Here is a 23023-nt window from a genome sequence, read left to right as displayed (position 1 = left end):
CCTGCACAATCTCCGGCCGAAGCCAGAACCTGCGGAAATCGGGGATCTGTGAAGTACGTGCGCTGTGTTGAAACGGGGGGATTCATGATTGACGTGATCGTGGCCGGAGGCGGACCGACCGGCTTGATGCTGGCCGCCGAACTGCGGCTGCACGGCGTGCGAACGCTGGTGCTGGAGAAGGAGGCGGAGCCGACCGGGTACGTCCGCGCGCTCGGCCTGCACGCGCGCAGCGTCGAGGTGATGGACCAGCGCGGTCTGCTGGAGCGGTTCCTCGCGCATGGCCGGCAGCACCCGGTCGGCGGGTTCTTCGCCGGCATCGCCAAGCCCTCACCGGAACGGCTGGACACCGCACACCCGTACGTCCTCGGCATCCCGCAGACCACCACGGACCGGTTGCTGGCCGAGCACGCCGCCGAGCTCGGCGCCGAGATCCGACGCGGGTGCGAACTGGTCGGGCTGAACCAGGACGACCACGGGGTGACCGCCGAACTGGCAGACGGCACGCGGCTGCGTTCGCGCTACCTCGTGGGCTGCGACGGCGGGCGCAGCACGGTGCGCAAGCTGCTCGGCGTCGGCTTCCCCGGCGAACCCAGCAGGGTCGAGACGCTGCTGGGCGAGGTGGAGCTGGCCGCACCGCCCGAGACGGTGGCCGCCGTGGTGGCCGAAGTCCGCAAGACCCAACTGCGGTTCGGCGCCATGCCCCTCGGGGACGGGGCGTACCGCATCGTCGTCCCCGCCGAAGGGGTGGCCGAGGACCGCACCGTCCCGCCGACCCTCGAAGAGGTGAAGCAGCAGCTGACAGCGGTCGCCGGCACCGACTTCGGCGTGCACTCGCCGCGCCGGCTCGCCCGCTTCGGCGACGCCACCCGGCTGGCCGAGCGCTACCGGACCGGCCGGGTGCTGCTGGCCGGCGACGCGGCGCACATCCACCCGCCGACCGGCGGGCAGGGCCTCAACCTCGGCATCCAGGACGCGTTCAACCTCGGCTGGAAACTGGCCGCCGCGGTCGACGGCTGGGCACCGGAAGGACTGCTGGACAGCTACCACACCGAACGGCACCCGGTGGCCGCCGACGTGCTGGACAACACCCGCGCGCAGATGCACCTGATGTCCCTGGAGCCGGGTGCCCGGTCGGTGCGCCGGCTGGTGTCGGAGCTGATGGACTTCGAGGAGGTGAACCGGTACCTGATCGAGAAGATCACCGCGACCGCGATCCGCTACGACTTCGGCGAGGGGCACCACCTGCTCGGCCGGCGGATGCGGGACGTGGGGCTGAAGCAGGGGCGCCTCTACGAGCTGATGCACGGTGGCCGCGGGCTGCTGCTCGACCAGACCGGCCGGCTCTCGGTGGCGGGTTGGGCGGATCGGGTCGACCACGTCGTCGACGTCAGCGAGGAACTGGACGTGCCCGCGGTGCTGCTGCGTCCGGACGGCCACGTGGCGTGGGTCGGTGAGGACCGGCAGGACCTGCTCGACCGGCTGCCCGAGTGGTTCGGCGCTGCCGTCGGCTGACCGCGACTGTGGCCCGACGCGACTGTGGCGCGAGCGGTCACGGGCTCATCGTGATGGTGATCTGGTCTGGTGCCGCGTCCAGGAGGATCAGGAATCCGGCTATCCCGACGATCCAGCGCAGTGTTGTCCGCGACCCGGAGGAAAGCCTGCTCTGCCACCGTTCGAGCCTTTCCCGCATCCGCTCGCGCAGCGCGGCCCATGCGACGAACAGGAGGATGCCCGGGAGCACCATGATGATCACGTACACGCCGAGGAGCTGGATCCAGTGGACGGCGGGCAGGTCGGCCGAGGTCATGATGCCGATCGCGGCGAAGTACGGCACGGCGGTGGCGAACTCGAACAACCAGGTGCCCAGTCCCGACAGCAGCATCGAACGCGTGGTGAACGACCGGCCTTGGACGGATGCGCGTTCCGGGTTCCTGTCGGGGATGAAATAGCTACCCACGAGGAGCGCTACGCCGAGGGCGGCCTGTCCCCAAGCCCACACGGTGTCATCGACAAGTGGCACGACAGCACCCAGGCCGAACATGAGCAGCACGCCTAAAGCGAAGTACGCGACCGCGACCGATCCGAGGTATGCGCCGAGCAGCGCACCCACGCGGTGTGGCCTGGCCAGCAGCAGGTAGACAGTAATCCCGACAAGGGTCGGACTCAGCGTGTCGAGCACGGCCAGTCCGAGTACCGCCCCGATCAACGTGATCGACAAATCCGTCTCCCGCCGGTAACCGACGACCTTTGCTAACACGCCCGTGTTAGTTATGCTAACACGGGCGTGTTAGCATGGGGACGTGCCCCGACTCGTCGATCACGACCAACGACGGGCCGAGATCGGCGAGGCCGCCATCCGGGTGATCCTGCGCGAAGGCCTCGCCGGCGTGACCGTCCGTGGAGTGGCCGCCGAGGCCGGCTGGTCCACCGGATCCCTGCGGCACTACTTCGGCAATCAGCACGAGTTGCAGGCCTACGTCGTGCAGGCCACCACCGACATCCTTCGCCGACGGGTCGTCCCACGCGTCCAGCGGCCCCGCCGGCAAAGAGCGGTAGTGGAACGAATCGCCGCGATCGTGGAAGAGATGCTGCCGCTCGATGATGAGCGGCGCGAGGAATACGCGCTGTGGTCGGCGATCGTCGAATGGGAACGTCAGCACCCGCCGGAGGGAGGCTCGGTGACGTGGAACGACCAACGAGCGCTGTACCGCCAATGCATCGCTCTCCTGCGCGGATACGAAACGACCCGCGATCCGAGCCGGGCCACGCTTCCGCACCCCGATGAGCAGGTCGAGCTCTGGGCGGCGCTGCTGCACACGTTCGTCGACGGACTCGCCGGTCAGATCATGAACACACCCGGCGAAGTGTCCGCCGACACCGCCGCGCAACTGCTGCGTTCACTGCTGCGGGCCGTACCTCGTGCACAGCCGGATCAGCCGGGCTGATCGAGTCCGACAAGCACGTGCGTGCCGCCCCGCCGCAGTCGGCAGGGCGGCACGCACGTCGGCACGGTGGAGCTACGACTCGCCGGTGATCCTCGCCGAACCGACCGAGGCCGCGGTGATCGCTCTGGCGGCGGTCTGGGTCGACGAGTTGGAGTTCAGGTTGGTCAGCGACGCCCGGTTGAGCGCGTGCACGACGAACTCGTAGGTGTTCACCGTCGAGGGCGAGCACGGTCCCTGGTAGCCGAAGAGGCTCGCGCTTCCCCGGTAGTAGACCTGCCTGGCTCCGGCGGGCACCGGGGGCTGGTAGACGTGCTCGACGTTCTGGGGGAGCGAGGTCGTGCTCACCGGGATGTCGTAGATGACCCAGTGGATGAGGTTGGCGTTGTCGAGATCCCGCATGACGATCGCGTAGCTCTTGGCGGCGGCCGGAGCGCCCGACCAGGCCAGGGGCGGCGACTCGTTCTTCTTCGCGGGGTCGTTGCCACCGCCGCTGGTGCACTCGTGGATCTTGGGGATGACGCCGCCGTTGGCGAAGGCGGCGCTGGACAGGGTGAACGCGCTTGGGCCTGCCGACGGCGCCGGTGCCGACGAAGCGGCGGCGGGGGAGAGGCCGGCGGCCCAGGTGATGAGCAGGGCGGACAGCACAATCTTGGTGCTTCTCACTGGAGGCTCCCGAGGATACTTGTAGTTCCTTTGGTCCATCCGTGGGCGCACATCTGTGAACACGCGCCGGAACCAGCGTATGCGTCCCGGATTCCGGCGGCTAACACCACTTTGCCATCCAAACGGTGTTATGTGCCGCCCTGACCTCGGCGTTTCCGGCACTGAACCGCGTGCGACCGGGCTCGTAGTCGACGGTGTCGGAGGTCGGTGCGGCAAGCACTCCGGATTCGGCCTGGTCCTTGCCCTTCGTACCCCGACGTCCCCACCCCGAAGCGCCGGGCTTGATGCCGGGGTCATTCCCGGATCCCCGCCGGTTCCCGGCGGCCGATGATCGAGCTGTGTCGGATAGGGGAGGACCGATGTCTTTACGTGACCGGACCGCAGTGCGTCCGGGCCGCTGGGCCACGCCGCTGCTCGTCCTGACCGGGTGGGCGTCGGTGGTTTTCACGGTCGGGACGGCCGTGCACGCGTTCGTCGTCGTGGATGAACAGACGCTGACCCGGATGATGGTCCTGGCCGGGGCCGATCCCGGGCAGGCGCCGGGATTCCTGATCGGGTTCCGCGTGGTCGGGTGCCTGTACCTGGTGGGCAACGCGCTGGGCGTCCTCGCGCTGCGCCGCCGGCCGAGCCGGTGGCTGTTCTGGGTCGTGCTGGTGGTCAACGGCACCCAGGCGGCCGGGGTGCTGCTGGTGCCGCCGGAGGTGTTCACCGCGGCCCAGGAGCGGTTCGGCGTCGTCGGGCTGCTGCCGTCACTTGTCACCGACGTCGGCGCGCTGGTCCTGGTCGTAGTGCTCGTCACCGCGTCGGCGATCACGCGGGCGACGTGGGGGCAGGTCAGAGGGCTTGGCCGGGCGGCTACTTCGACTTAACGTTGACTTCCGATAAGTGAACCTTATCGGAAGTCAAGCTCGCCGGAGATAGTGTTGCGTTGTGACATATAACGTTTGAAACGACGCAAATATGCTACGATATTGCCGTGACAGTGACCGACGCACCTGCCTCGACCTGCAACTACCCCGGCTGTACGCGTCCCGTGCTGCGAAGTGGTGGTCCTGGGCGGCCGTCGGAGTACTGCGACCTGCCCGAACACACCCGGTGGCGGGCATGGCGGGAGCGGCAGCGGTTGGCGCAGGCCGAGGAAGCCTCGGCAGAGATCGTCACCGTGACGAAAGACCCTAGGGGCATCACTACCGGCAAGATCAGGGCTGAAGAGTTGCTGGAGCGGTTCCGAGCGCTGGCCGAGCAGCTCTCGGTGACGTTGACCGGCGCGGTGGGCGAGCTGTCCGCCATTGCCGATCCGAGTGTCGCCGAGAGCCAGGTGCAGGCCGCCGAAGCCGATGCCGCGCGCAGGATTGCCGAGGCGGAAGCGGCTGTCGCCCAGGCCGAGCGGCATCGGCGGGACGCCGAGCGGGCGCGCAAGGCCGCCGAAGACACCACCGAGGACGCCGTCCGGGCCGCCGAACAAGCGGAACAGGATGCTGCCACGGCCTACGAGCAGCGCGACGCTGCCCGCGCGGAGGCCACGGCCGCCGTGGAACGAGCCGAGGCGGAGATCGCCGCCGTCCGCACCGAGACGGCGGCCGTGGTGGACCGGATTCGACGGGATGCCGAGGCCGAGGTGGAGCAGGCCAGGGCCGATGCCGTGGCACGGGCCGAGCAGGCTCGGCGGCAGGCGGTGAAGGAGGTCGAGCAGGCGAAGCTCGACGCCCAGGCCGCCGCACGGCAGGAGGTCGAACGGATCCGGGCAGACGCCCGGGACGAGATCGAACGAGCCCGCGCCGAGGCCAAGACCCGGCTCGACCTGGCCGCGACCGAGATCGAACGACTGCGGCTCGACGCCCGGACCGAGGTCGAAGCGGCCCGGGACGCGGAGCGGCGCAAGGCGGAAGCCGAGGTCGCCAGGGTTCGGTCCGAGGCCGAGGACCAGCTCGGCCGCGCCACGGCCGAGGTCCGGCAGGCCACCGGTGCCGCCGCCGATGCCCGTGCCGCCGCCGAGCGGGCCGGGCAGGCGGCGGTGGACGCGCGGGCCGAACTCGATCGGGCCCGTGGTGAGATCGACGCGTTGCGTCGTGCCCACCAGGGCCAGATCGAGCAGGCCGAACGGGTCGCGCGCGAGCGGGTGGCGGCGTTGGAGGAGGCCAGGGTCCAGACACTGGCGCGTGCCGAACGGGCCGAGGCGCAGTTGGACCGGGCGTTGGAGGAACTACGGGCCTCACGCGGGTAGGCCTTTCGGTAGCGCACGCCGAAAAAACCACGATTGATTGTGTTAGCGATGGTCAAGGGCGTGGAGTGGTTCGTGGGGGCGCGGTAGGTCGGTAAGGCCCCGGCTCCGTCTGCCGCGAGAGCGTCGTGGGATGTGCCCGTCGTTGATCTTCTAGACGGGTGGTACTGCGGTGTCGACGAGGTTCTTCTCGGATGTGCGCGCTGCCGTGGTTGGGGTTCGTGCCCGATGACGTCGCCGCGGTGCCGGCGGCCGCGGCGGCACTCTCGGACGAGTCGGCCCGAGTTCGTGCCGAGCCGCCCACCGCCGCGGTTCCCCAACGGGTGGGGCCGGCCTCGGCGGGGCCGGCTCGGTCACGACTCGTGCCCGACGGTGAGGGCCTGGTCGGAGCCCGGTCCGAGGATCTCCTGCATGTCGATGAGGCCGGTCGGCTGGTTCAGGAGCTGCCGGACCAGGTGTTCCGTGATGTTCTTCTTGGTCACTTTGGGCTCGTCGTCGGTGGCGTCGTACACCTCGTGGGAGTCGAAGTCGTCCTCGGCGCGGGTGGGGGAGCCGTGGGTGCCGTCGGGGTCGAGGTGCACCTTGTCGAGCAGTTCCCGGGCTCCGGGGATGTCGGTGATGGCGTGCGCCTGGCAGAGGCCGACGGGCGGCTCCTCGCCGGGGGTGAGCAGCTGGGCGGTGAGCTGGTAGGTGGTGGGTCCGGTCGCTTCGCCGCACAGCACCATCTTCATGTGGGGGACGTTGTCCTCGTCGGTGGTCTGGAACAACACCCGTTCGCGCGGGATCTCCTCCGCGACGGCGGCGGCGGTGGCGGGGGTCGGGACGGCGAGGACGGCGGCGGCAGCCAGGCCCCCGGCCAGGACAGCGGGTCGGATCGGTCGCATGGGATCACCTCTCATCGGTGAGCGGACGACGCCGAGTGCGTCACCTCCGGTCCCCCTTGGGGTTGCACGGCTGCGCCCGGGAACAACCGGTCGGAGAACCGGCCACCCGACCGTGTGACCGGGCAGCGAACGCTGATCGGCAGCAAGAACTACGCGCCGCGGGGTGTGGTCTTCGACCGGCCGGGTAGCCGCACGTCGCCACGCCCTCGCGGTTCGGCGGACTCGCGGCGACAGGTCGTCGCACCCGACCGGTCGTGCGGCGTTGCTCAGTCGCCGACCAGTGCGGTGGGCTTGCCGACCAGGCTGGTCGCGATCCGGCGGTCGATCCACGGAACCCTGGCCAGGCGCATCGCCCACCGTCGTACGTGCAGGCGCAGGGCCGTGGCCGGCAGGAACCAGCGGGCTCCCGACCGGGCGATCCGCTGCTTCTCGGCCACGACCGGCCGCCAGCGGCGTTCGTAGCCGTCCAGGTCGTCCAGGTGTCCGGCCAGCACGAACGCCCCGCCCATGCCCAGTGACGCACCCTGCCCGGCCAGCAGCGACACCGCGCCGCACGCGTCGCCGACCAGCACCACCCGCCCGGCGCTCCACCGGGGCAGCTCGATCTGCGCCACCTGGTCGTAGTAGATCTCCGGCGGGCAACGCTCCAGCACCCGCGGCACGATCCAGCCCAGCGTCCCGTACGCCGCGCGCACGGATGCCCGTGGGTCGGTGGGCAGGGTCGGGTCGGGGGTCCGGTGCACGGTGAACGCCGCGACCCAGCCGTCGCGCAGCCCGTAGCACCCGACCTGCCTGCCGACGGTGTCGGTCAGGCAGAACCGGCCTTCGACCAGGCGGTGGATTTCCGGGTCGGTGACGGTGAACGCGGCGGTGTGGAAGCCGAGGTAGCGGAAGAACCGCTGCTCGTCGCCGAACACGAGTCGCCGCACGGTCGAGTGGATGCCGTCCGCGCCCACCAGCAGGTCCGCGTCGAGTGACGTGCCGTCCGACAACGCCACCGACACGCCGTCGGGCCGGTTGTCCACCGCCACGACGCCCGCGCCGAACCGCAGGGTCACCTCGGGTGGGAGGTCGGTGCGCAGGATGTGTTCGACGTCGGGTCGCATGATGCTGGTCATCCGCCCGCCCATGGACTCGGCGAACCGAGCGAAGTTCAGCCCGGCCCGCCGCCGTCCGGTCTCGTCGTGGTAGCCGGCCTCGATGAACCGGTACCCCAGCTCGTGGAACCGGGGGAGCAGGCCCATCCGTTCGGCGGCGTCGTAGCCCGGGCCGAAGAAGTCGATCATGTAGCCCTCGGGGCGGGGGCCGGCGGACTTCTCTACCACGACGACCGGGTGGCCTGCCGCGGCCAGGCGTCCGGCGAGGGTGAGGCCCGCGATGCCCGCCCCGCAGATCACGACCTTCATCGCAGCACCCTGCCGAGCACGGGCACGACGAACGCGCGGGACAGGTCGGGGTCGAGTGCGCGGTGCAGCAGGAGGCCGTCGATCGCGGCGGCGAGCACCGCTGCGGTCTGCTCCGGGGTCGGGACGCCGTGCGACGCGAGCCACGAGGCCAGCACCTGGCGGAACTCGGCGAGCACCGCGCCGACGGCCTGGCGCAGTTCGTCGTTGCGGGTGGCGGCGAGGAAGGTCTCGGTGAACAGTTCCCGGCCGCCGGCGTCGTCCAGGGCCGTCAGCAGGGCGTCCAGGGCCTGGTCGGGGGTGGACGACGATTCCAGCACGTCGGGCAGCCCGGCCAGGGCCGCCCGCAGCGCCCCGACGGACGCCTGCACGAGGACGGCCTGGGTCGAGTCGAAGTGGTAGTGCACCACCCCCGACCCGACGCTCGCCCGGTCGGCCAGCACCCGGGTGCTGACCGCGCCCCAACCTTTCTCCGCGATGAGTTCCGCGGCCGCTTCCAGCAGCCTCTCCCGGACCGACGCCATGGCACCTCCACCTGTTTGGACGATCGTACTGGACGATCGTCCAAACGCGAGTCAGGTGGTGATGCGGACCTCTCCCCGCACCGACGCGAACGCCAGCAGGCGCGCGCCCTCGGCGAGCACCTCCTCGCGTTGGGCGGCGGTCAGCGGACGGAATACCTGCACGTCGAGCCCTTCGGAGAACCGCCAGGTGCCGTGCACGAACCCGTCGACCAGCAGGGTCGGCTTGCCGCCGATCACGATGCCGCGCCGGTAGTCCTCGTCGGAGATCACGCGTGTCCGGTCGTCGTGTCCGAGCAGCAGGTTGTCGAACTCGGGCAGGAACCGCACGGGGGCCGGGGTGTCCGGGTCGGGCAGCGGACCGTCGGGCACGTCGAACAGCTCCCGGCCCTGTTCGTCGCGCAGCACGCGCAGGTCCATGCCGCGCACCACGTCCCGCAGCCGGGTCAGACCCGACCAGAGCTGGATGTCCTTCACCGTCGCCGGGCCGAACGCGGCCAGGTAGCGGCGCACGAACCCGGTCAGGTCGGCGTCGTCGCCGACCCGGCCCAGCCACTGCTCGGCGGTCGCCCACACCGCCTGCCCGGACCGCCCCCACACGCCGCGCGGTGGCAGCTGCACCACCGGCAGCAGGTAGGTCACGGCGTAGCCGAGCGACTCGGCGTTGCGGCCGCTCCAGTGCTCGGCGAGGCAACGGCCCAGCTCGGAGCGGGTGCGGGGCCGTTCGGCGAGCAGTTCGCGGGCCACCGCGTCGAACTTGTCCAGGTCCAGTCCGGTGAGCACGCCGCGGAACTGGGACGACCCGAACCGGCGGTGCAGCAGGTCGCGCAGCACCGGTTCGACGCGGGCGTGGTCGGCGGCGGTGACGAGGTGGATGGTGGCGCGGTGCAGCGGGGCGCGCACCACCTTCGCGTCGGTGAGCAGGTCGCCGAGGTCGGCGGGGGCGAAGTCCTGCAGCCGGGACCACAGCCCGTAGTAGGGCGCCTGCGGTTCCTGGGCCTGCATGCCGACCAGGTGTTCCACGGCGTCGGTCACGGACCGCTCGGACCGTTCCAGCAGCAGCTGGCGGTGCAGCAGGGCGCGGTTGAGGCCGCGCAGCGTGATCACCGGAAGTTCCCGAACCACGTGCGCACGTCCTGGGCCAGCAAGTCCGGTGCCTCCATCGCGGGGAAATGGCCGCCGCGGTCGTACTCGGTCCAGTGCGGCAGCACGCCTTCGGGGTCGTACAGGCTGCGGATGCCCAGGTCGCCGGCGAACACGGTGAGTCCTACCGGCGCGGCCGGGGCGTCCCAGGCACCGCCCGAGTTCATGCCTTCATACAGGAATTCGGCGGATGTCGCGCCGGTGCCGGTGAACCAGTGCACCGTGACGTTGGTCAGCATCTGGTCCAGGTCGACGGCGTCCTCGGGCAGCTCACGGCCCGGATCGGTCCACTCACGGTACTTCTCCGCGATCCACGCCAGTTGCGCCACGGGCGAGTCGGTGAGGGCGTAGCCGATGGTGTGCGGGCGGGTGGTCTGGATCTGGAGGTAGCCCAGCCCGGTGACGCGCAGGTCGTTGAACCGCCGCGCGCGCTCCAGGTCCCGGCCGGTGAGCCCGTCGAGTTCCAGGGGTGGGCCGAACGGTGTCGGGCCGGGGCCGTTGACGTGCAGGGCGAGCACCCGTTCGGGGTGCAGCCTGCTCAGCGCGCCGATCACCCCCGCGCCCGCGTCGCCGCCCTGCGCGAAGTACCTGTGGTAGCCGAGCCGTTCCATCACCACGCCGAACGCCGCCGCTGCCTCGGGGATGCCGCCGCCGGGGTCGGAGAACCCGAAGCCGGGCAGGGACGGGATGACCAGGTGGAAGTCGTCGAGCAGCGGGATCAGCCGGGTGAAGTCGACCGGCGAGCCCGGCCAGCCGTGCACCAGCAGCAGCGGCAGCGCGTCGGGGTGCTGCGACCGGACGTGCAGGAAGTGGATCCGCTTGCCGTCCACGTCGGTGGTGAACTGCGGGAACGCGTTGAGCTTCGTCTCTTCGGCACGCCAGTCGTAGCCGTCGGCCCAGTACGCGACGAGCGTGCGCAGGTAGGCCACGGGCACGCCGCGCTCCCATCCGCCGGCCGACTGCACCGGCCACCGGGTGTTGACCAGGCGGTGCTTGAGGTCGTCCAGGTCGACCTGCGGGATGTCGATGCGGAACTCTCGGATCTCGGTCATGCCACGCACGGTAGGAGCCATTGCGGAAAGGTTCGTTCCGCATTGTCGGGCAGGATGAGGTCCATGTTGGAAACCTCGGCGCGACTGCTGCGGCTGCTGTCGCTCCTCCAGACGCAGCGTGACTGGACCGGTCCGGACCTGGCCGACCGGTTGAACGTGACCACCCGGACCGTGCGTAACGACGTGGAACGGCTGCGCGAGCTGGGTTATCCGGTGCACGCCACACCCGGTAGGGCGGGTGGTTACCGGTTGGGTGCGGGCGCGGCGCTGCCGCCGCTGCTGCTCGACGACGAGGAGGCCGTCGCGGTGGCGATCGGGCTGCGCACCGCACGGGGCGTGTCCGGGATAGCGGAGACCTCGGCGCGGGCGTTGGCGAAGCTGGAGCAGGTGTTGCCGTCCCGGCTGCGGCACCGGGTGAGCGCGATGCAGAGCGTCACCGTGCCGGTCACCGGTGCGCCGACCGTCGACGCGTCGGTGCTGACGGCGATCGTGGCCGCGTGCCGTGCGCGGGAGCAGCTCCGGTTCGACTACCGCGACCACGGGGGCGCGGCGACGCTGCGCAGGGTCGAGCCCTACCGGCTCGTCCACGCGCGTGGCCGCTGGTACCTGGTCGCATGGGACGTCGACCGCGGGGACTGGCGCACGTTCCGGGCCGACCGGATCACGCCGCGGGTGCCTACCGGGCCCCGGTTCAGCCCTCGGGAGCTGCCCTCGCCGGACCTCGCGGCCTACGTGTCGGAAGGCCTGGTGGCCGCGACGTGGCGGTTCCGCGCCGACGTGCTGGTGCACGCCCCGGCCGCCGAGGTCGCCGCCGCGGTCCCCCAGGGTGCCGTGCAGGCGGTGGACGAGACCAGTTGCGTGCTCAGCGTCGGTTCCGACACGCCGGGGTTGCTGGCGCTGTATCTGGGCATGCTGGATGCGGACTTCACGGTGACCGGCCCGCCGGAGCTGGTGGCGCGGCTCCGGGCGTTGGCGGACCGGTTCACCCGGGCGGTCGGTGCCGACGGGCAGCGGTGATCGGGCCCGCAGGGGCTCCCCAGCGCGGCGGGGAACCCCTGCGGGAGTCACAGGGTGCGCCGGTTGACTTCGCGGCGCAGGGCGACGGCGTCGGCGCGGACGCGGTGCGGCGGCTCGCCGTCGAGCAGGGCGCGGCGCATCAGGGACGCGATGGCGGGCTGGTCCTGCGGGGTGAAGCCCCGGCGGGTGATCTCCTGGGTGCCGATGCGCAGTCCGCGCAGGCCTTCGTCGGCGCGCTGCCACGGCAGGCCGATCCCGCTGAGGTAGACGCCCGCCTCGCCGAGGCGCAGGCCGGCCGCGTCGCCGCCACCCAGGGCCAGCGCGTCGACCGCGATGTGGTGGGAGCGGGTGAACTCGCCGTCGCGCCCGGCGACCCGGAAGCCCTCGTCGTGCAGGGAAGCCGCCAGCGCCCGCGCGTTGGCCAGGCACGCCGCCGCGTAGGACGGGCCCCGTTCGGCCAGTTCGGCGGCGGTGACCGCGAGCGCGCCGAGGCGGCCCGCGTCGTAGTTGGCCAGCATCCCCGGATAGGCGACGGTCGAGACGCGTTCGGCCAGCTCCGGGTCACGGGTGACGACGCAGCCGCCGGACGGGCCGCCGAAGGACTTGTAGGTGGAGAACGTGAGCACGTGCGCGCCCTCGTGCAGCGGGCGCTGGAACACCCTGCCCGCCACCAGCCCGGCCATGTGGGAGGCGTCGTAGAGCAGGATCGCGCCCACCTCGTCGCAGGCCGCGCGCACCGTCGCCACGTCGTGCGGGAACAGCATCATGCTCGCCCCGATCACCACGATCCGGGGCCGGTGCACGCGCAGGAAACCGGGCAGTCCGGGGTAGTCGAGGTCCAGCCGCCGCGGGTCGTAGGGCAGGTCCACGACGGTCAGGCCGCGCACCGCCGGCACGCCCTGCGGGTGGTGGCTGGCGTGCCCGCCGGCGGCCTCGGGCAGCACCGCGATCTTGTCGCCGGGCCGGGCGAACGCCGTGTAGACCGCGAGGTTGGCCAGGGTGGCGCTCTGCAGCCGCACCTCGGCGTGGGAGCCCTCCATCAGCTCGGCGACCAGCAGCGGCGCGAGCACCTCCAGGGTGTCCAGGTGTTCCAGGCCCACCTGGTACTTCTCGCCCGGCCAGCCCATGCTGGGCCGGCTGGACACCGACGACAGGTTCGCCGCGGCGGCGGCCGGGCTGAGCACGTTGGTGCCCGCGTAGAGCACGATGCCGTCGTCGTCCACCTGTGCGGCGTGCGCCGCCAGGGCTTTGCCGACGGTGTCCGCGACGCCGGCCGCGCTCAGGTCGGCCGACACGGCGGCTTCCACCTCGGCCAGCCGGCGCTGGGCGCGCGGCGAGGCCCACGGGGCGATCCTGCTGTTCGTCACGCCGCCGACGCTAGGACCGGCGTCCGACGGCCCGCGACCGCGCGGGGTCGCGAGTTGTTCCTACAGTTGTAGGAATGCAGGAGCTGCTCGACGAGCTGTCGCGGGTGCTGGGGCGCGGGGTGTCCGTGGACGACGTGTCCGGCCGGGTGGTGGCGCACAGCGCGCAGACCGACGAGGTGGACGCGGCACGGGTGCGCGCCATCCTCACCCGGCGGGTGCCGCCGGAGGTCGCGGCGTGGCAGGACCGGCACGGTGTCGCGACCGCGACCGGCCCGGTGCGGGTGCCCGCGAACGAGGAGCTGGGGTTCCAGGCACGCGTCGGCTTCCCGTTGCGGCACAACGGCGTGCTGGTCGGCTACCTGTGGGTGCTGGGCGACGTCGACCCGGCGGCGGTCGTCGGCCACCTGCCGGCGCTGGCCGCCGGGGTGCAGGTGGGCGAGCGCGCGCCGATCCGGGTCGTGGTGGCGCTCCGGCCGCGCGTGGTGCGCACCGTGCCGGCCGCCGACCCGTTGCCGGAGCTGGCCGGGCACGTCGGCGTGAGCGACCCGCACCCGCCGGACCGCGCCGGGTCGGCCTACCGGCAGGCGCTGGCGGCGGCCGAGCTGTCGTCGCTGGATCCGGCGCTGCCCCGGGTCGCCCGCTGGTCGGAGCTGGGCGCGTACCGGCTGCTGCTCGGTGCCGCGCCGGACGGTGTGCTGGCGGGGTTGTCCGACGTGCTGCTCGCCACCTTAGAGGCCTATTTGGACGCCGGTTGCGACGCGCGCGCCACCGCCGAGGCCCTGCACCTGCACCGCACCAGCCTGTACTACCGGCTGGGCCGTATCGCCGCGGTCACCGGGCGCGACCTGGCCGACGGGCAGGTCCGGCTGGAGCTGCACCTCGCGCTCAAACTCGCCCGCCTGGCCCGCCGCCCGTGACAGTGCCGCGCGCGTCGACACCGGCCGTGACAGCCTGCCCGCGTGAGCACCGTCCGCGTTTGCGCCATCCGTGATAGTCAGGAGCCATGCTCCTGTGGATCAACGGCCCGTTCGGCGGCGGCAAGACCCAGACCGCGCACGAGTTGGCCCGACGACTGCCCGGCAGCCACATCTGCGACCCGGAGACCGTCGGCTTCGCCCTGCGCCGCATGACGCCGCCCGCGCTGCGCGGCAACTTCCAGGACTTCCCGGCGTGGCGGCAGGGCGTGTTCGAGGTGCTGGACCTGGCGCTGTCCAAGCAGGACGGTGTGCTGATCGCACCCATGACGGTGATCGAGCCCGCCTATTTCGAGGAGATCGTGGGGCGTCTGCGCGACCGCGGTCACGACGTGCGGCACTTCGCGCTGCTGGCGTCGCGCGAGGTGGTGCTGGACCGGCTGCGGGAGCGGGCGTTCGGGCACGTGGCACAGGCCTTGGTGGGCAAGGGCACGCCGCTGCGCCGGGAGAGCTGGGCGGTCAAGGTGCTCGACCGGTGCCTGGAACGACTGCGCGAGCCGCAGTTCGCCGAACACCTGTGGACCGATCACATCACCGTCGCCCAGGCGGCCGACCGCATCGCGGCCTCCGCCGGGCTGACGCTCGCGCCGAACACCGACAGCCCGCTGCGCGGCCGGCTGCGCAGGGCGTGGACCGGGGTGAGGCACATCCGCTTCGACTGACCTCGGTGGACCGGTCCACACCGGAGTCGCCGTGCGGCCGGCCCACCGCCCGACTTGGAACGATAGGCTGACTACTTCGACCAGTCTCCCTGTCTTCCGTCGAGGAGGAGTGGCGTTGGCGGACCCCAACATCGGCCTGCTGCTCTACGTCCCGTACCGGGAACTGGAGAACCGCGTGTTCGCGGCCTTGGCGGAGGCCGGGTTCGACGACGTGACGCCGGCCCAGGCGCGCATCTTCCAGCGCATCGGCCCCAGCGGCTCCCGGCTGACCGAACTGGCCGAGGCCGCCCGGGTCACCAAGCAGACCGCGGGCTTCCTGGTCGACCAGCTCGAACGCGCCGGCTACGTGGAACGCACCCCGGACCCGACCGACGCCCGCGCCCGCCTGGTCCGGGTCGCCGGACGCGGCGGGCAGGCCATCCCGGTCGCCGAGGCCGTCATCGCCGAGGTCGAAGCCGAGTGGACCGCCCACCTGGGCCGACGCCGGATGGCGGCGCTGTGCGACGCGCTGACCCGGCTGCGCGAGGTCACCGACCCGTACCCGTAGGCCGATGCGGCGGCCGGCCGCGGGTCACGACGACAGGAACCGGTCCAGGACGCGGGCGCCGAAGCGCAGGCCTTCGACCGGCACGCGTTCGTCCACCCCGTGTGCCATGGCCCGGTAGTCGTACCCCTCGGGCAGGTGGAGCGGCGCGAAGCCGTAGCAGTCGATGCCCAGTCGGGTGAACGCCTTGGCGTCCGTGCCGCCGCCCATGCAGTACGGCACGACCGCCGCCTCGGGGTCCTCGGCGCGCAGCGCGTCGGCCATCGCGTCGAACCACGGCGAGTCGATCGGGGCCTGCACCGGTGGCTGTTCGTCGAGGAACTCGCGCGTCACGTGCGGTCCGAGGACGGCGTCGATCGACGCCATCAGCTCGTCCACGGTGCCGGGCAGGGTGCGCACGTCGACGTCGGCCGACGCCGTGCCGGGGATGACGTTCACCTTGTACCCGGCGCGCAGCACGGTGGGCGTGGTGCTGTTGCGCACGGTCGACTCGGCCAGCGCCGCGGCCGGGCCCAGGCGTGCCAGCGTGCCGTCCACGTCGGTCAGGTCGACCGCGACGCCCAGCGCCTCGCCGGTGCGTTCCAGGAACGCCCGCACGGTGGGGGTGAGCCGCACCGGGTGCTCCAGGGCGGCGATCCGGCCCAACGCGCCGAGCAGGTGCACGACGGCGTTGTCGGGGTTGCGCCGCGACCCGTGCCCGGCGCGCCCGCGGGCGGTCAGCCTCAGGTGGGACGTCCCGCGCTCGGCCGTGCCGATCGGGTACAGCCGGCGGGGACCGGCCCGGTAGGAGTAGCCGCCGGACTCGCTGATCGCGGCCGCGACGCCGTCGAAGAAGTCCCGCTGGTGCTCGACCAGCCAGCGGGCGCCGTAGTAGCCCTGGTCCTCCTCGTCGGCGACGAAGGCCAGCACGATGTCCCGGCGGGGCTGCCGGCCCTCCCGCGACCAGGTGCCGAGGACCGACAGCACCATGGAGACCATGTCCTTCATGTCGACCGCGCCGCGTCCCCACAGGAACCCGTCGCGCTCGACGCCGGAGAAGGGCGGCACGCTCCACTCGGCGGGGTCGGCGGGCACCACGTCCAGGTGGGCCTGGACGAGCAGCGCGGGCAGCGTCGGATCGGTGCCGGGCACGCGGGCGAGCACGTTGGACCGGCGCGGGGCGGGTTCCAGGATGGACGCGGACACGCCGACCGTGTCCAGGTGCCCGGCGACGAACTCGGCGGCCTCGCGTTCGCCGGCCGACGTGCCCCCGCCGTGGTTGGTGGTGTCGAAGCGCAGCAGCGCGGCGCACAGGTCGACGACGTCCTCAGCCATAGATCCCCTCCACCGCTCCCGCCGCGATGGCGGTGACGATCTTGAACGCCTGCATCGCCGACGTCATCGACGCGGCGTCGAAGCCGACCCGGCGCGGACCGACCTGTTCCACGGTAGGTACCACGGCGGCGGCCGCGGCGAGGTGTGTCGCGTCGAACTCGACCTCGATGCGGTGTGCGCCGAAGGCAGGGTTCCCCGGTCCGGCGCGTCCAATCGCGACCCGGGCGGCCGAGGTGATGAGGTCGGAGGTGACCCGGGGTGGCGCGCAGATCGCGGCGTAGCGGCTCACGCACTCCTTCACGGTGACCAGTTCGGCGTCGGGCGCGTAGTCGCGGGCGTCCTCGCAGGTCCGGTCGTCGCCGGTGACCAGCAGCACCGGCACGCCGTACTCGCGGGCCAGTGCCGCGTTGAGCCTGCCCTCGCTCGCGGGCACGCCGTCGAGCCACACGCCGGTGATCGAGTTCTCCAGGTAGGTGTGGGCGAGCACGCCTTCTTCCCCCGCGCCGGCGTGGTAGCCGAGGAACACCACACCGTCCACACCGGAGTCGACGCCCTGCATCATCGACAGCGGCTTGTGCCGTCCGGTGAGCATCCGGGCGCGGCTGTCGAGGTCTTCCAGCAGCAGGTTGCGCTGGCTGGAGTGCGCCTCGTTGACCAGCACGTCGGTCGCGCCGCCGGCGAAGGCCCCGGCCGCGCAGGCGTTGACGTCGCCGGTGAACAGCCGCCGGAAGCGCTGCCACTGCTCGGTCCCGGGCACGACGTCGGCGGTGCAGGTGACCCCCGTCGCGCCCTCCATGTCCGCGGAGATCAAGAGCCTCATGGCGACACCGTACCGACGGGTGTCGGTCGTTGACCCGCCTGTCACCACAGTGGTTACTTCTTGACTTCCCCTCTTCGGAGGATGGCGGTCACGGTGTGTACTGGTGGGTTCGGTGCACCGGCGGCGGGTCGGGCGGGTTGGCAGCCCGCCCATGAGGCGCTGCATCACGGTGTCGGTATTCGCCGCCCGGCCCGGTGTCGGCCACGGCGACTAGCGGTAGCGGCGCAGTTCGCGCTTGGCCAGCGACATGCGGTGGACCTCGTCGGGGCCGTCGGCCAGCCTCAGCGTCCGCGCCTGCGCCCACAGGCTCGCCAGCGGGAGGTCCTGGCCGACCCCGCCCGCGCCGTGCGCCTGGATCGCCTTGTCCAGCACCCACTCCGCCATCAGCGGGGTGCCGATCTTGATGGCCTGGATCTCGGTGTGCGCGCCCTTGTTGCCGACGGTGTCCATCAGCCACGCGGTCTTGAGCACCAGCAGCCGGGCCTGTTCGATGCGCACGCGGGACTCGGCGATCCACTCCTGCACCACGCCCTGGTTGGCCAGGGGCTTGCCGAACGCGACCCGCTGCACGGCGCGCCGGCACATCAGCTCCAGGGCGCGTTCGGCGATGCCGACCAGCCGCATGCAGTGGTGGATGCGGCCGGGGCCGAGGCGGGCCTGGGCGATCGAGAAGCCCTCGCCCTCGCCGGCGATGAGGTGGTCGGCGGGCACGCGGACGTCGTCGAACAGGATCTCGGCGTGGCCGCCGTGGGCGGCGTCGGTGTAGCCGAACACGTGCATACCGCGCTCGACGTGCACGCCGGGCGTGTCGCGGGGCACCAGGACCATGCTCTGTTGGCGGTGCCGTTCGGCGTCGGGGTCGGTCTTGCCCATCACGACGAAGACGGCGCAGTCGGGGTTCATCGCGCCCGAGGACCACCACTTGCGGCCGTTGACGACGTACTCGTCGCCGTCGCGTTCGATGCGGGTGGCGATGTTGGTGGCGTCGGAGGAGGCCACGTCGGGTTCGGTCATGCAGAACGCGGAGCGGATCTCGCCGTCGAGCAGCGGCCGGAGCCACCGTTGCTGCTGCGCCTCGGTGCCGAACATGGCCAGCACCTCCATGTTGCCGGTGTCCGGCGCGGCGCAGTTGAGCGCCTCGGGCGCGAGGTGCGGGCTGCGGCCGGTGATCTCGGCCAGCGGCGCGTACTGGAGGTTGGTCAGGCCGGCGCCGTGTTCGGCGTCGGGCAGGAACAGGTTCCACAGGCCCTGCCGGCGGGCCTCGGCCTTGAGCTCGGCGATGACGGCGGGCCGGGCCCACGGGTCGGCCGCCTCGGCGAGTTGCCGTTCGGCCACGGGTTCGGCCGGGAAGACGAACTCGTCCATGAACCGCAGCAGCTTCTCGCGCAGCTGTCCGGTGGTGGTGTCGTAGGCGAAGTCCATCAGTGCTCCCGTGCGGTCGCGGCGAGTCCCCGTCGGACCAGCGGCAGGGTGAGTCGGCCGATCCGGTCGAATCCCGCCCCGACCGTCTTGCCGGTGGTGAAGCGGAAGTGGATGCCTTCGAGGATGACGGCGAGCTTGAAGTAGGCGAACGCGGTGTACCAGCCGAGGCCGGTGACGTCCGCGCCGCTGCGGGTGGCGTAGCGCTGGACGAGGTCGTCGGCGGTGGCGAAGCCGGGCAGCGCGGACACCGTGCCGGTGATCGGGTCGTCCTCGATGCCGAGGCCGTTCCAGTACACGCACAGCAGGCCGAGGTCGGTCAGCGGGTCGCCGAGGGTGGCCATCTCCCAGTCCAGGACCGCGCTGATCGCCGTCGGCTCCGCGGTGACCAGCACGTTGTCCAGCCGGTAGTCGCCGTGCACGACGGTCGCCCGGCGGGACCGCGGCACGGTGGCGGCGAGCGTGTCGCGCAGTTCGTCGATGCCGGGCAGCTCGCGGCTGCGGGAGGACTCCAGCTGCCGGCCCCAGCGCGCGACCTGGCGCCGGAGGAACCCGTCGGGGCGGCCGAAGTCGCCCAGCCCGACCGCGTCCGGGTCGACGGAGTGCAGGTCGGCGAGCACGTCGACCAGCCGCTCGGACAGGATGGCCGCCTTGTCCGGGGTGAGCCACGGGCACTGGTCGCGGTGCCGCAGCGCGACCCCGGGCACCTCCTGCATCAGGTAGAACGGCGCGCCGACGACCTCGGGGTCCTCGCACAGCGGTCCGGCCTCCGGTACCGGCACGGCGGTGCCGGCCAGGGCGGAGATGACGCGGTGCTCGCGGGCCATGTCGTGGGCGGTGGCCAGCACGTGGCCCAGCGGCGGGCGGCGCAGCACCCAGCGGTTGGTGCCGTCGGTGAGCCGGTAGGTCAGGTTGGAGCGGCCGCCGGGGATGAGCTCGGCGGTCAGCGGCGGTGTGCCGAGGTGGGCGGCGAGCGCGGCCAGGTCCAGGCCGGGCGGTTCGGTCATGCGGTGGCTCCCAGCAGCTCGGTGAGCACGGCACGGGTGGACTCGGCGTCGGTGTGCCGGTGGGCGTGCAGGCCCACCGCCCGCGCGCCGGCGACGTTGACCGGGGCGTCGTCGACGAACGCGCAGCGGTGCGCGGGCAGGCCGACGACCTCCAGGGTGTGCTCGAAGATGCGCGGGTCGGGTTTGCGCAGTCCGACCCGGCCGCTGATCACGACCGTGTCGAACAGCTCCAGCAGCAGGTCCTCGGGGTAGCCCTCGCCCCAGCTGTTGGACAGCAGGACCGTCCGCACGCCCCGGGCGCGCAGGTCGCGGACCAGCCCGACCATCGCGGGGTCGGGGTGCGCGCTGCCGAACATGCGGCGCAGCAGGCCTTTCGCGGCGATCTCCCGGCCGTCGAGGGTGACCAGCTCGGCGGCCAGCAGTCGTTCGAACGCCTCCACCGCCAGCTCGCCGGTCTCCAGTCGGGACACGGGGTTGTCCGGGAGCGCGTCGCGGCCCATCCAGTCGCGCATGGTCACGCCGTAGCGCTCGCGGTCGACGTCCTCCCGGCGCAGCCAGTCCTCGATGAACGCGGGCACGGAGACGGTGAGCACGCCGCCCCAGTCCAGCACCACCGCGTCGATCCGTCGCTCGGTTCCACCCACCCGACGAGGGTACCGACCGGTCGGTATGTGGGCAACCCGGTGTTTCGTCATTCCGGCGCAGACCTGAACACGTCCTTCGCCATCGAAATGTGAACGGCGTGCGACCGAAGGTGCCCGTTGCTGTGCCCGCCGCTGGGCCGGTTGCTGGGCCGGTCATGGCGCGGGTTGCGCGTTGCGCAGGCGGATGCCGCTGAAGTCCAGCGTGCGGGTGGTGACCTCGTCCCAGAACGGCCGCAGGTCGGGCAGCAGCCGCAGTTCGAGGCCGGCCTGTTCGTGCAGGCCGAGCAGGTCGTCGACGCGTTCGGGCGGGCCGAGGGGTTCGACGGGTCCGGTGGCCACGTGGGCGGCGTCGCCGAAGGGCCGGAACGCGGTGGCGTCGAACCGGTAGGCGTAGAGCGCCACGGTCTGCATGCGGCGCAGCCAGCGGTATTCCACGGCGTGCACGCGGCGGGGGCCCAGCCAGGCCCGGTCCTCGGCGGTGGTGTCGGGGCCGGCCCAGGCCATGGCGCGCGGGCAGTCGCGGGGGAACCAGTAGGAGGGCGCCTGGTCGTGGTCGACGGCCCACACGTAGGCGTCGGGTTGTCGGGCGGTGGCCGCCACGTGCGGGACGAACCGGGTGATGGTGGGGTCTTCGGAGAAGTGCAGCACTTCGCCGGGTGCGGGGCGCATGGTCGGGCAGTGTCGCGGAATCCGGTCGCCTGGTGCGACCGGATTCCGGCAGTTCCGGCCGGGTCGGCGGGAATCCGGTGGCGGTGCGGGCCGGTGGACCGGTGTGATGAGGCGTGCCCGGATCCCTGTTGGTGAACTTCGTGTACTGCCACCCGGTCGGTCACGCGATCGAGGCGCTGCACCGCTGCCACGGCTACCACCGGGCGGATCCGGACCTGCGGATCGGGGTGGTGCTGAACTCGGCCACCCCGGTCGAACCGGCGCGGCTGTGCCCCTTCATCGACGAGGTGCACGCGGTCGACGTCGACGTGTTCGACGGGTCGGCGGACTTCGCACCGCGGTTGGCGCGCATCGGCCGCGACTGGGACCAGGTGGTGGAAGACGAGCGTGCGTCGCAGTCGTGGCAGCGCACCCTGTTCCCCGGTCTGGCGCGGTACTTCGACCAGGCGCGGGAGCACTTCCGTCCGGGCGGGGTGCGGTTCCCCTACGCGGCGGGCGAGGCGTTCCGGTTGCCGATCCAGGCCGAGCCGCACGAGGGGGTGCGGATCGCGGTGCTGCCGGGCGGCAGCGGGCCGCGGTCGAACTACCCGTCGGTGCGGTCGTGGCGGCTGGTGCTCGACGCGTTGGCGGTGCGGTTCCCCGGTGCGGAGTTCGTGTTCGTGGGCAAGCTGCGGGACGACGCGCGGACCAGCACCTCGTTCGGGCGCGGGGAGTTCGACGAGCTGATCGGGTCGGTGCGCTCGGTGGACGCGGTGGACCGGCCGCTGGTGGCGCAGCTGGCCGAGGTGGCGTCGTCGGACGTGCTGGTCTCGCCGCACTCGGGGTTCTCGATGGCGGCCCTGGCAGTGGGCACGCCGTGGCTGTCGATCTCGGGCAACCGGTGGCCGGAGTACTACTTCCCCGGCACCCCGTTCTACAGCGTGCTGCCGGAGGTGGCGCGGTTCCCGGCGTTCAACCTGTTCGCCGACGACCCGCAGCCGGTGTCCGACGACGGTCCGCGTTCGCCGAGCATGTCGTTCGACCGGATCAGCGCGGACCTGGCGGAGATCGTGGACGGGGCGGCGCGGCTGGTGGAACGGCGCTGGGACTTCGACACGGCGCTCGCCGACTACGTGCGGCGGATGGTGGCGTTGGGGATGCGGCACCGGATGTGGTCTGTGGACGACGTGCACGCCGCGTACCTGCCACAGTAGGGCCGTGAGCGGCGACTACGAGACCGTGCGCGAGGCGGTCGACGGCGAGGGCGACGTGCTGGCGGCGTTGGTGCTGCTGCGGCGGTTGCGGGCGGAGTTGGCGGAGTGGGAGCCCCGGTTGATCGCCGCCGCGCGGGAGCAGGGCACGAGTTGGGCGCGGCTGGCCCCGGCGCTGGGGGTGTCGAGCAGGCAGGCGGCCGAGCGGCGGTACCTGCGGTTGCGGTCGGACCTGGGTGACACGGCCGAGGGCCGGGTGCGCGCGGAGCGGGACCGGCGCGCGGGTGAGCGCGCGGTGCGGGAGTGGGCCCGGGAGAACGCGGAGTCGTTGCGGGACCTGGGTGGCCGGGTGGCGGCGGTGGACGTGGTGGTGCGGCGGGCGTTGGCGCAGGACGACTCGGCGGCGCTGGTCGGGCCGTTGGCGGAGGCGGCGGACCGGGTGGCCGATCCGGGGTTGGCCGCGGAGATCCGGGTGGTGGCGGACACGGCGGACGCGGTTCGGCGGGCACGGGGCTGACGCGCCGGGGACGGAGGGCCGGCCGCCGGGACGTGGGTGTCCCGGCC

Annotated in this window: 24 protein-coding genes; 10 read left to right on the top strand and 14 right to left on the bottom strand. The window is 72.2% G+C overall.

All coding sequences use genetic code 11. The features are described from left to right. Positions 1-84 precede the first annotated feature (84 nt). Positions 85-1512: a rifampin monooxygenase gene (rox, locus tag FHS29_RS00365; protein ID WP_184687126.1), complete on the top strand. Its 1428-nt coding sequence runs from the start codon at positions 85-87 to the stop codon at positions 1510-1512. 37 nt (positions 1513-1549) lie between these two features. On the opposite strand, the gene FHS29_RS00360 is transcribed toward rox, so the two are convergent. Continuing rightward, positions 1550-2257, bottom strand: coding sequence for a GAP family protein (locus tag FHS29_RS00360; protein ID WP_312864671.1), 708 nt, complete (start codon positions 2255-2257; stop codon positions 1550-1552). 43 nt (positions 2258-2300) lie between these two features. Between FHS29_RS00360 and FHS29_RS36465 the strand changes: the two genes are divergently transcribed. Next, positions 2301-2945, top strand: a complete 645-nt coding sequence (locus FHS29_RS36465; RefSeq protein ID WP_184687123.1) for a TetR/AcrR family transcriptional regulator — start codon at positions 2301-2303, stop codon at positions 2943-2945. Positions 2946-3017: 72 nt separating this feature from the next. On the opposite strand, the gene FHS29_RS00350 is transcribed toward FHS29_RS36465, so the two are convergent. Next, positions 3018-3608, bottom strand: coding sequence for a YbhB/YbcL family Raf kinase inhibitor-like protein (locus FHS29_RS00350; protein ID WP_184687121.1), 591 nt, complete (start codon positions 3606-3608; stop codon positions 3018-3020). A 359-nt stretch (positions 3609-3967) separates the two neighbouring features. Here FHS29_RS00350 and FHS29_RS00345 point away from each other — a divergent pair, with 359 nt between their 5' ends. Then, positions 3968-4477 carry a hypothetical protein gene (locus FHS29_RS00345; protein WP_184687119.1) on the top strand — a complete coding sequence of 170 codons (510 nt, stop codon included), beginning with the start codon at positions 3968-3970 and terminating at the stop codon, positions 4475-4477. A gap of 107 nt (positions 4478-4584) precedes the next feature. Next, the gene (locus FHS29_RS37505; protein ID WP_221455246.1) at positions 4585-5832 is read left to right on the top strand and encodes a coiled-coil domain-containing protein; all 1248 of its coding nucleotides are present in this window, start codon (positions 4585-4587) and stop codon (positions 5830-5832) included. Between the two features lie 350 nt (positions 5833-6182). Here the strand turns inward: FHS29_RS37505 and FHS29_RS00335 are convergent, their stop codons facing one another. The 5 genes from FHS29_RS00335 to FHS29_RS00315 form a co-directional block, all read right to left on the bottom strand. Continuing rightward, the gene (locus FHS29_RS00335) at positions 6183-6713 is read right to left on the bottom strand and encodes a hypothetical protein (protein WP_184687118.1); all 531 of its coding nucleotides are present in this window, start codon (positions 6711-6713) and stop codon (positions 6183-6185) included. Positions 6714-6979: 266 nt separating this feature from the next. Then, a complete protein-coding gene (locus tag FHS29_RS00330) occupies positions 6980-8119 on the bottom strand; it encodes an FAD-dependent monooxygenase (RefSeq protein WP_184687116.1) in 1140 nt (379 codons plus the stop codon). Then, the gene (locus FHS29_RS00325; protein ID WP_184687114.1) at positions 8116-8640 is read right to left on the bottom strand and encodes a TetR/AcrR family transcriptional regulator; all 525 of its coding nucleotides are present in this window, start codon (positions 8638-8640) and stop codon (positions 8116-8118) included. The genes FHS29_RS00330 and FHS29_RS00325 overlap by 4 nt, the downstream gene beginning before the upstream one ends. Before the next feature lie 51 nt (positions 8641-8691). After that, on the bottom strand, positions 8692-9762 hold the full coding sequence (locus FHS29_RS00320) for a winged helix DNA-binding domain-containing protein (RefSeq protein WP_184687113.1): 1071 nt from the start codon (positions 9760-9762) through the stop codon (positions 8692-8694). Then, positions 9741-10832 (bottom strand): epoxide hydrolase family protein, encoded by a 1092-nt coding sequence (locus FHS29_RS00315; protein WP_184687111.1) that lies wholly within the window; start codon positions 10830-10832, stop codon positions 9741-9743. Before FHS29_RS00315 ends, FHS29_RS00320 begins: the two co-directional genes overlap by 22 nt. A 63-nt stretch (positions 10833-10895) precedes the next feature. Here FHS29_RS00315 and FHS29_RS00310 point away from each other — a divergent pair, with 63 nt between their 5' ends. Beyond that, on the top strand, positions 10896-11849 hold the full coding sequence (locus FHS29_RS00310; protein ID WP_184687108.1) for a helix-turn-helix transcriptional regulator: 954 nt from the start codon (positions 10896-10898) through the stop codon (positions 11847-11849). Between the two features lie 47 nt (positions 11850-11896). Here FHS29_RS00310 and glyA read toward each other — a convergent pair whose 3' ends face one another. Then, positions 11897-13216, bottom strand: a complete 1320-nt coding sequence (gene glyA / locus FHS29_RS00305; RefSeq protein ID WP_184687106.1) for a serine hydroxymethyltransferase — start codon at positions 13214-13216, stop codon at positions 11897-11899. Positions 13217-13290: 74 nt separating this feature from the next. Between glyA and FHS29_RS00300 the strand changes: the two genes are divergently transcribed. From FHS29_RS00300 to FHS29_RS00290, 3 genes are all read left to right on the top strand, one after another. Then, entirely contained in the window at positions 13291-14133 is an 843-nt protein-coding gene (locus tag FHS29_RS00300; protein WP_184687104.1) for a PucR family transcriptional regulator, read from the top strand. An 86-nt stretch (positions 14134-14219) separates the two neighbouring features. After that, positions 14220-14852: an AAA family ATPase gene (locus tag FHS29_RS00295; RefSeq protein WP_184687102.1), complete on the top strand. Its 633-nt coding sequence runs from the start codon at positions 14220-14222 to the stop codon at positions 14850-14852. A 115-nt stretch (positions 14853-14967) separates the two neighbouring features. Continuing rightward, positions 14968-15399 carry a MarR family winged helix-turn-helix transcriptional regulator gene (locus tag FHS29_RS00290; RefSeq protein ID WP_184687100.1) on the top strand — a complete coding sequence of 144 codons (432 nt, stop codon included), beginning with the start codon at positions 14968-14970 and terminating at the stop codon, positions 15397-15399. A 24-nt stretch (positions 15400-15423) separates the two neighbouring features. Here FHS29_RS00290 and FHS29_RS00285 read toward each other — a convergent pair whose 3' ends face one another. From FHS29_RS00285 to FHS29_RS00260, 6 genes are all read right to left on the bottom strand, one after another. Next, a complete protein-coding gene (locus FHS29_RS00285; protein ID WP_184687098.1) occupies positions 15424-16710 on the bottom strand; it encodes a M20/M25/M40 family metallo-hydrolase in 1287 nt (428 codons plus the stop codon). Beyond that, entirely contained in the window at positions 16703-17530 is an 828-nt protein-coding gene (locus FHS29_RS00280) for a M55 family metallopeptidase (protein ID WP_184687097.1), read from the bottom strand. The genes FHS29_RS00285 and FHS29_RS00280 overlap by 8 nt, the downstream gene beginning before the upstream one ends. A gap of 210 nt (positions 17531-17740) precedes the next feature. Continuing rightward, positions 17741-18952 (bottom strand): acyl-CoA dehydrogenase family protein, encoded by a 1212-nt coding sequence (locus FHS29_RS00275; RefSeq protein WP_184687095.1) that lies wholly within the window; start codon positions 18950-18952, stop codon positions 17741-17743. Further along, positions 18952-19956: a phosphotransferase family protein gene (locus tag FHS29_RS00270; protein WP_184687094.1), complete on the bottom strand. Its 1005-nt coding sequence runs from the start codon at positions 19954-19956 to the stop codon at positions 18952-18954. The genes FHS29_RS00275 and FHS29_RS00270 overlap by 1 nt, the downstream gene beginning before the upstream one ends. Further along, on the bottom strand, positions 19953-20600 hold the full coding sequence (locus tag FHS29_RS00265) for an HAD family hydrolase (RefSeq protein WP_312864670.1): 648 nt from the start codon (positions 20598-20600) through the stop codon (positions 19953-19955). Before FHS29_RS00265 ends, FHS29_RS00270 begins: the two co-directional genes overlap by 4 nt. 153 nt (positions 20601-20753) lie before the next feature. After that, on the bottom strand, positions 20754-21269 hold the full coding sequence (locus tag FHS29_RS00260; protein WP_184687090.1) for a DUF6886 family protein: 516 nt from the start codon (positions 21267-21269) through the stop codon (positions 20754-20756). Between the two features lie 113 nt (positions 21270-21382). Here FHS29_RS00260 and FHS29_RS00255 point away from each other — a divergent pair, with 113 nt between their 5' ends. Together FHS29_RS00255 and FHS29_RS36190 are read left to right on the top strand one after the other, a co-directional pair. Next, entirely contained in the window at positions 21383-22462 is a 1080-nt protein-coding gene (locus FHS29_RS00255; protein WP_184687088.1) for a glycosyltransferase family 9 protein, read from the top strand. Between the two features lie 4 nt (positions 22463-22466). Next, positions 22467-22976 carry a hypothetical protein gene (locus FHS29_RS36190; protein ID WP_221455245.1) on the top strand — a complete coding sequence of 170 codons (510 nt, stop codon included), beginning with the start codon at positions 22467-22469 and terminating at the stop codon, positions 22974-22976. Positions 22977-23023 lie beyond the last annotated feature (47 nt).

Source organism: Saccharothrix tamanrassetensis, assembly GCF_014203665.1.
GTDB lineage: Bacteria > Actinomycetota > Actinomycetes > Mycobacteriales > Pseudonocardiaceae > Actinosynnema > Actinosynnema tamanrassetense.
Note: the sequence above shows the minus strand (reverse complement) of the source record. Positions and strands in the feature narration are given on the sequence as shown.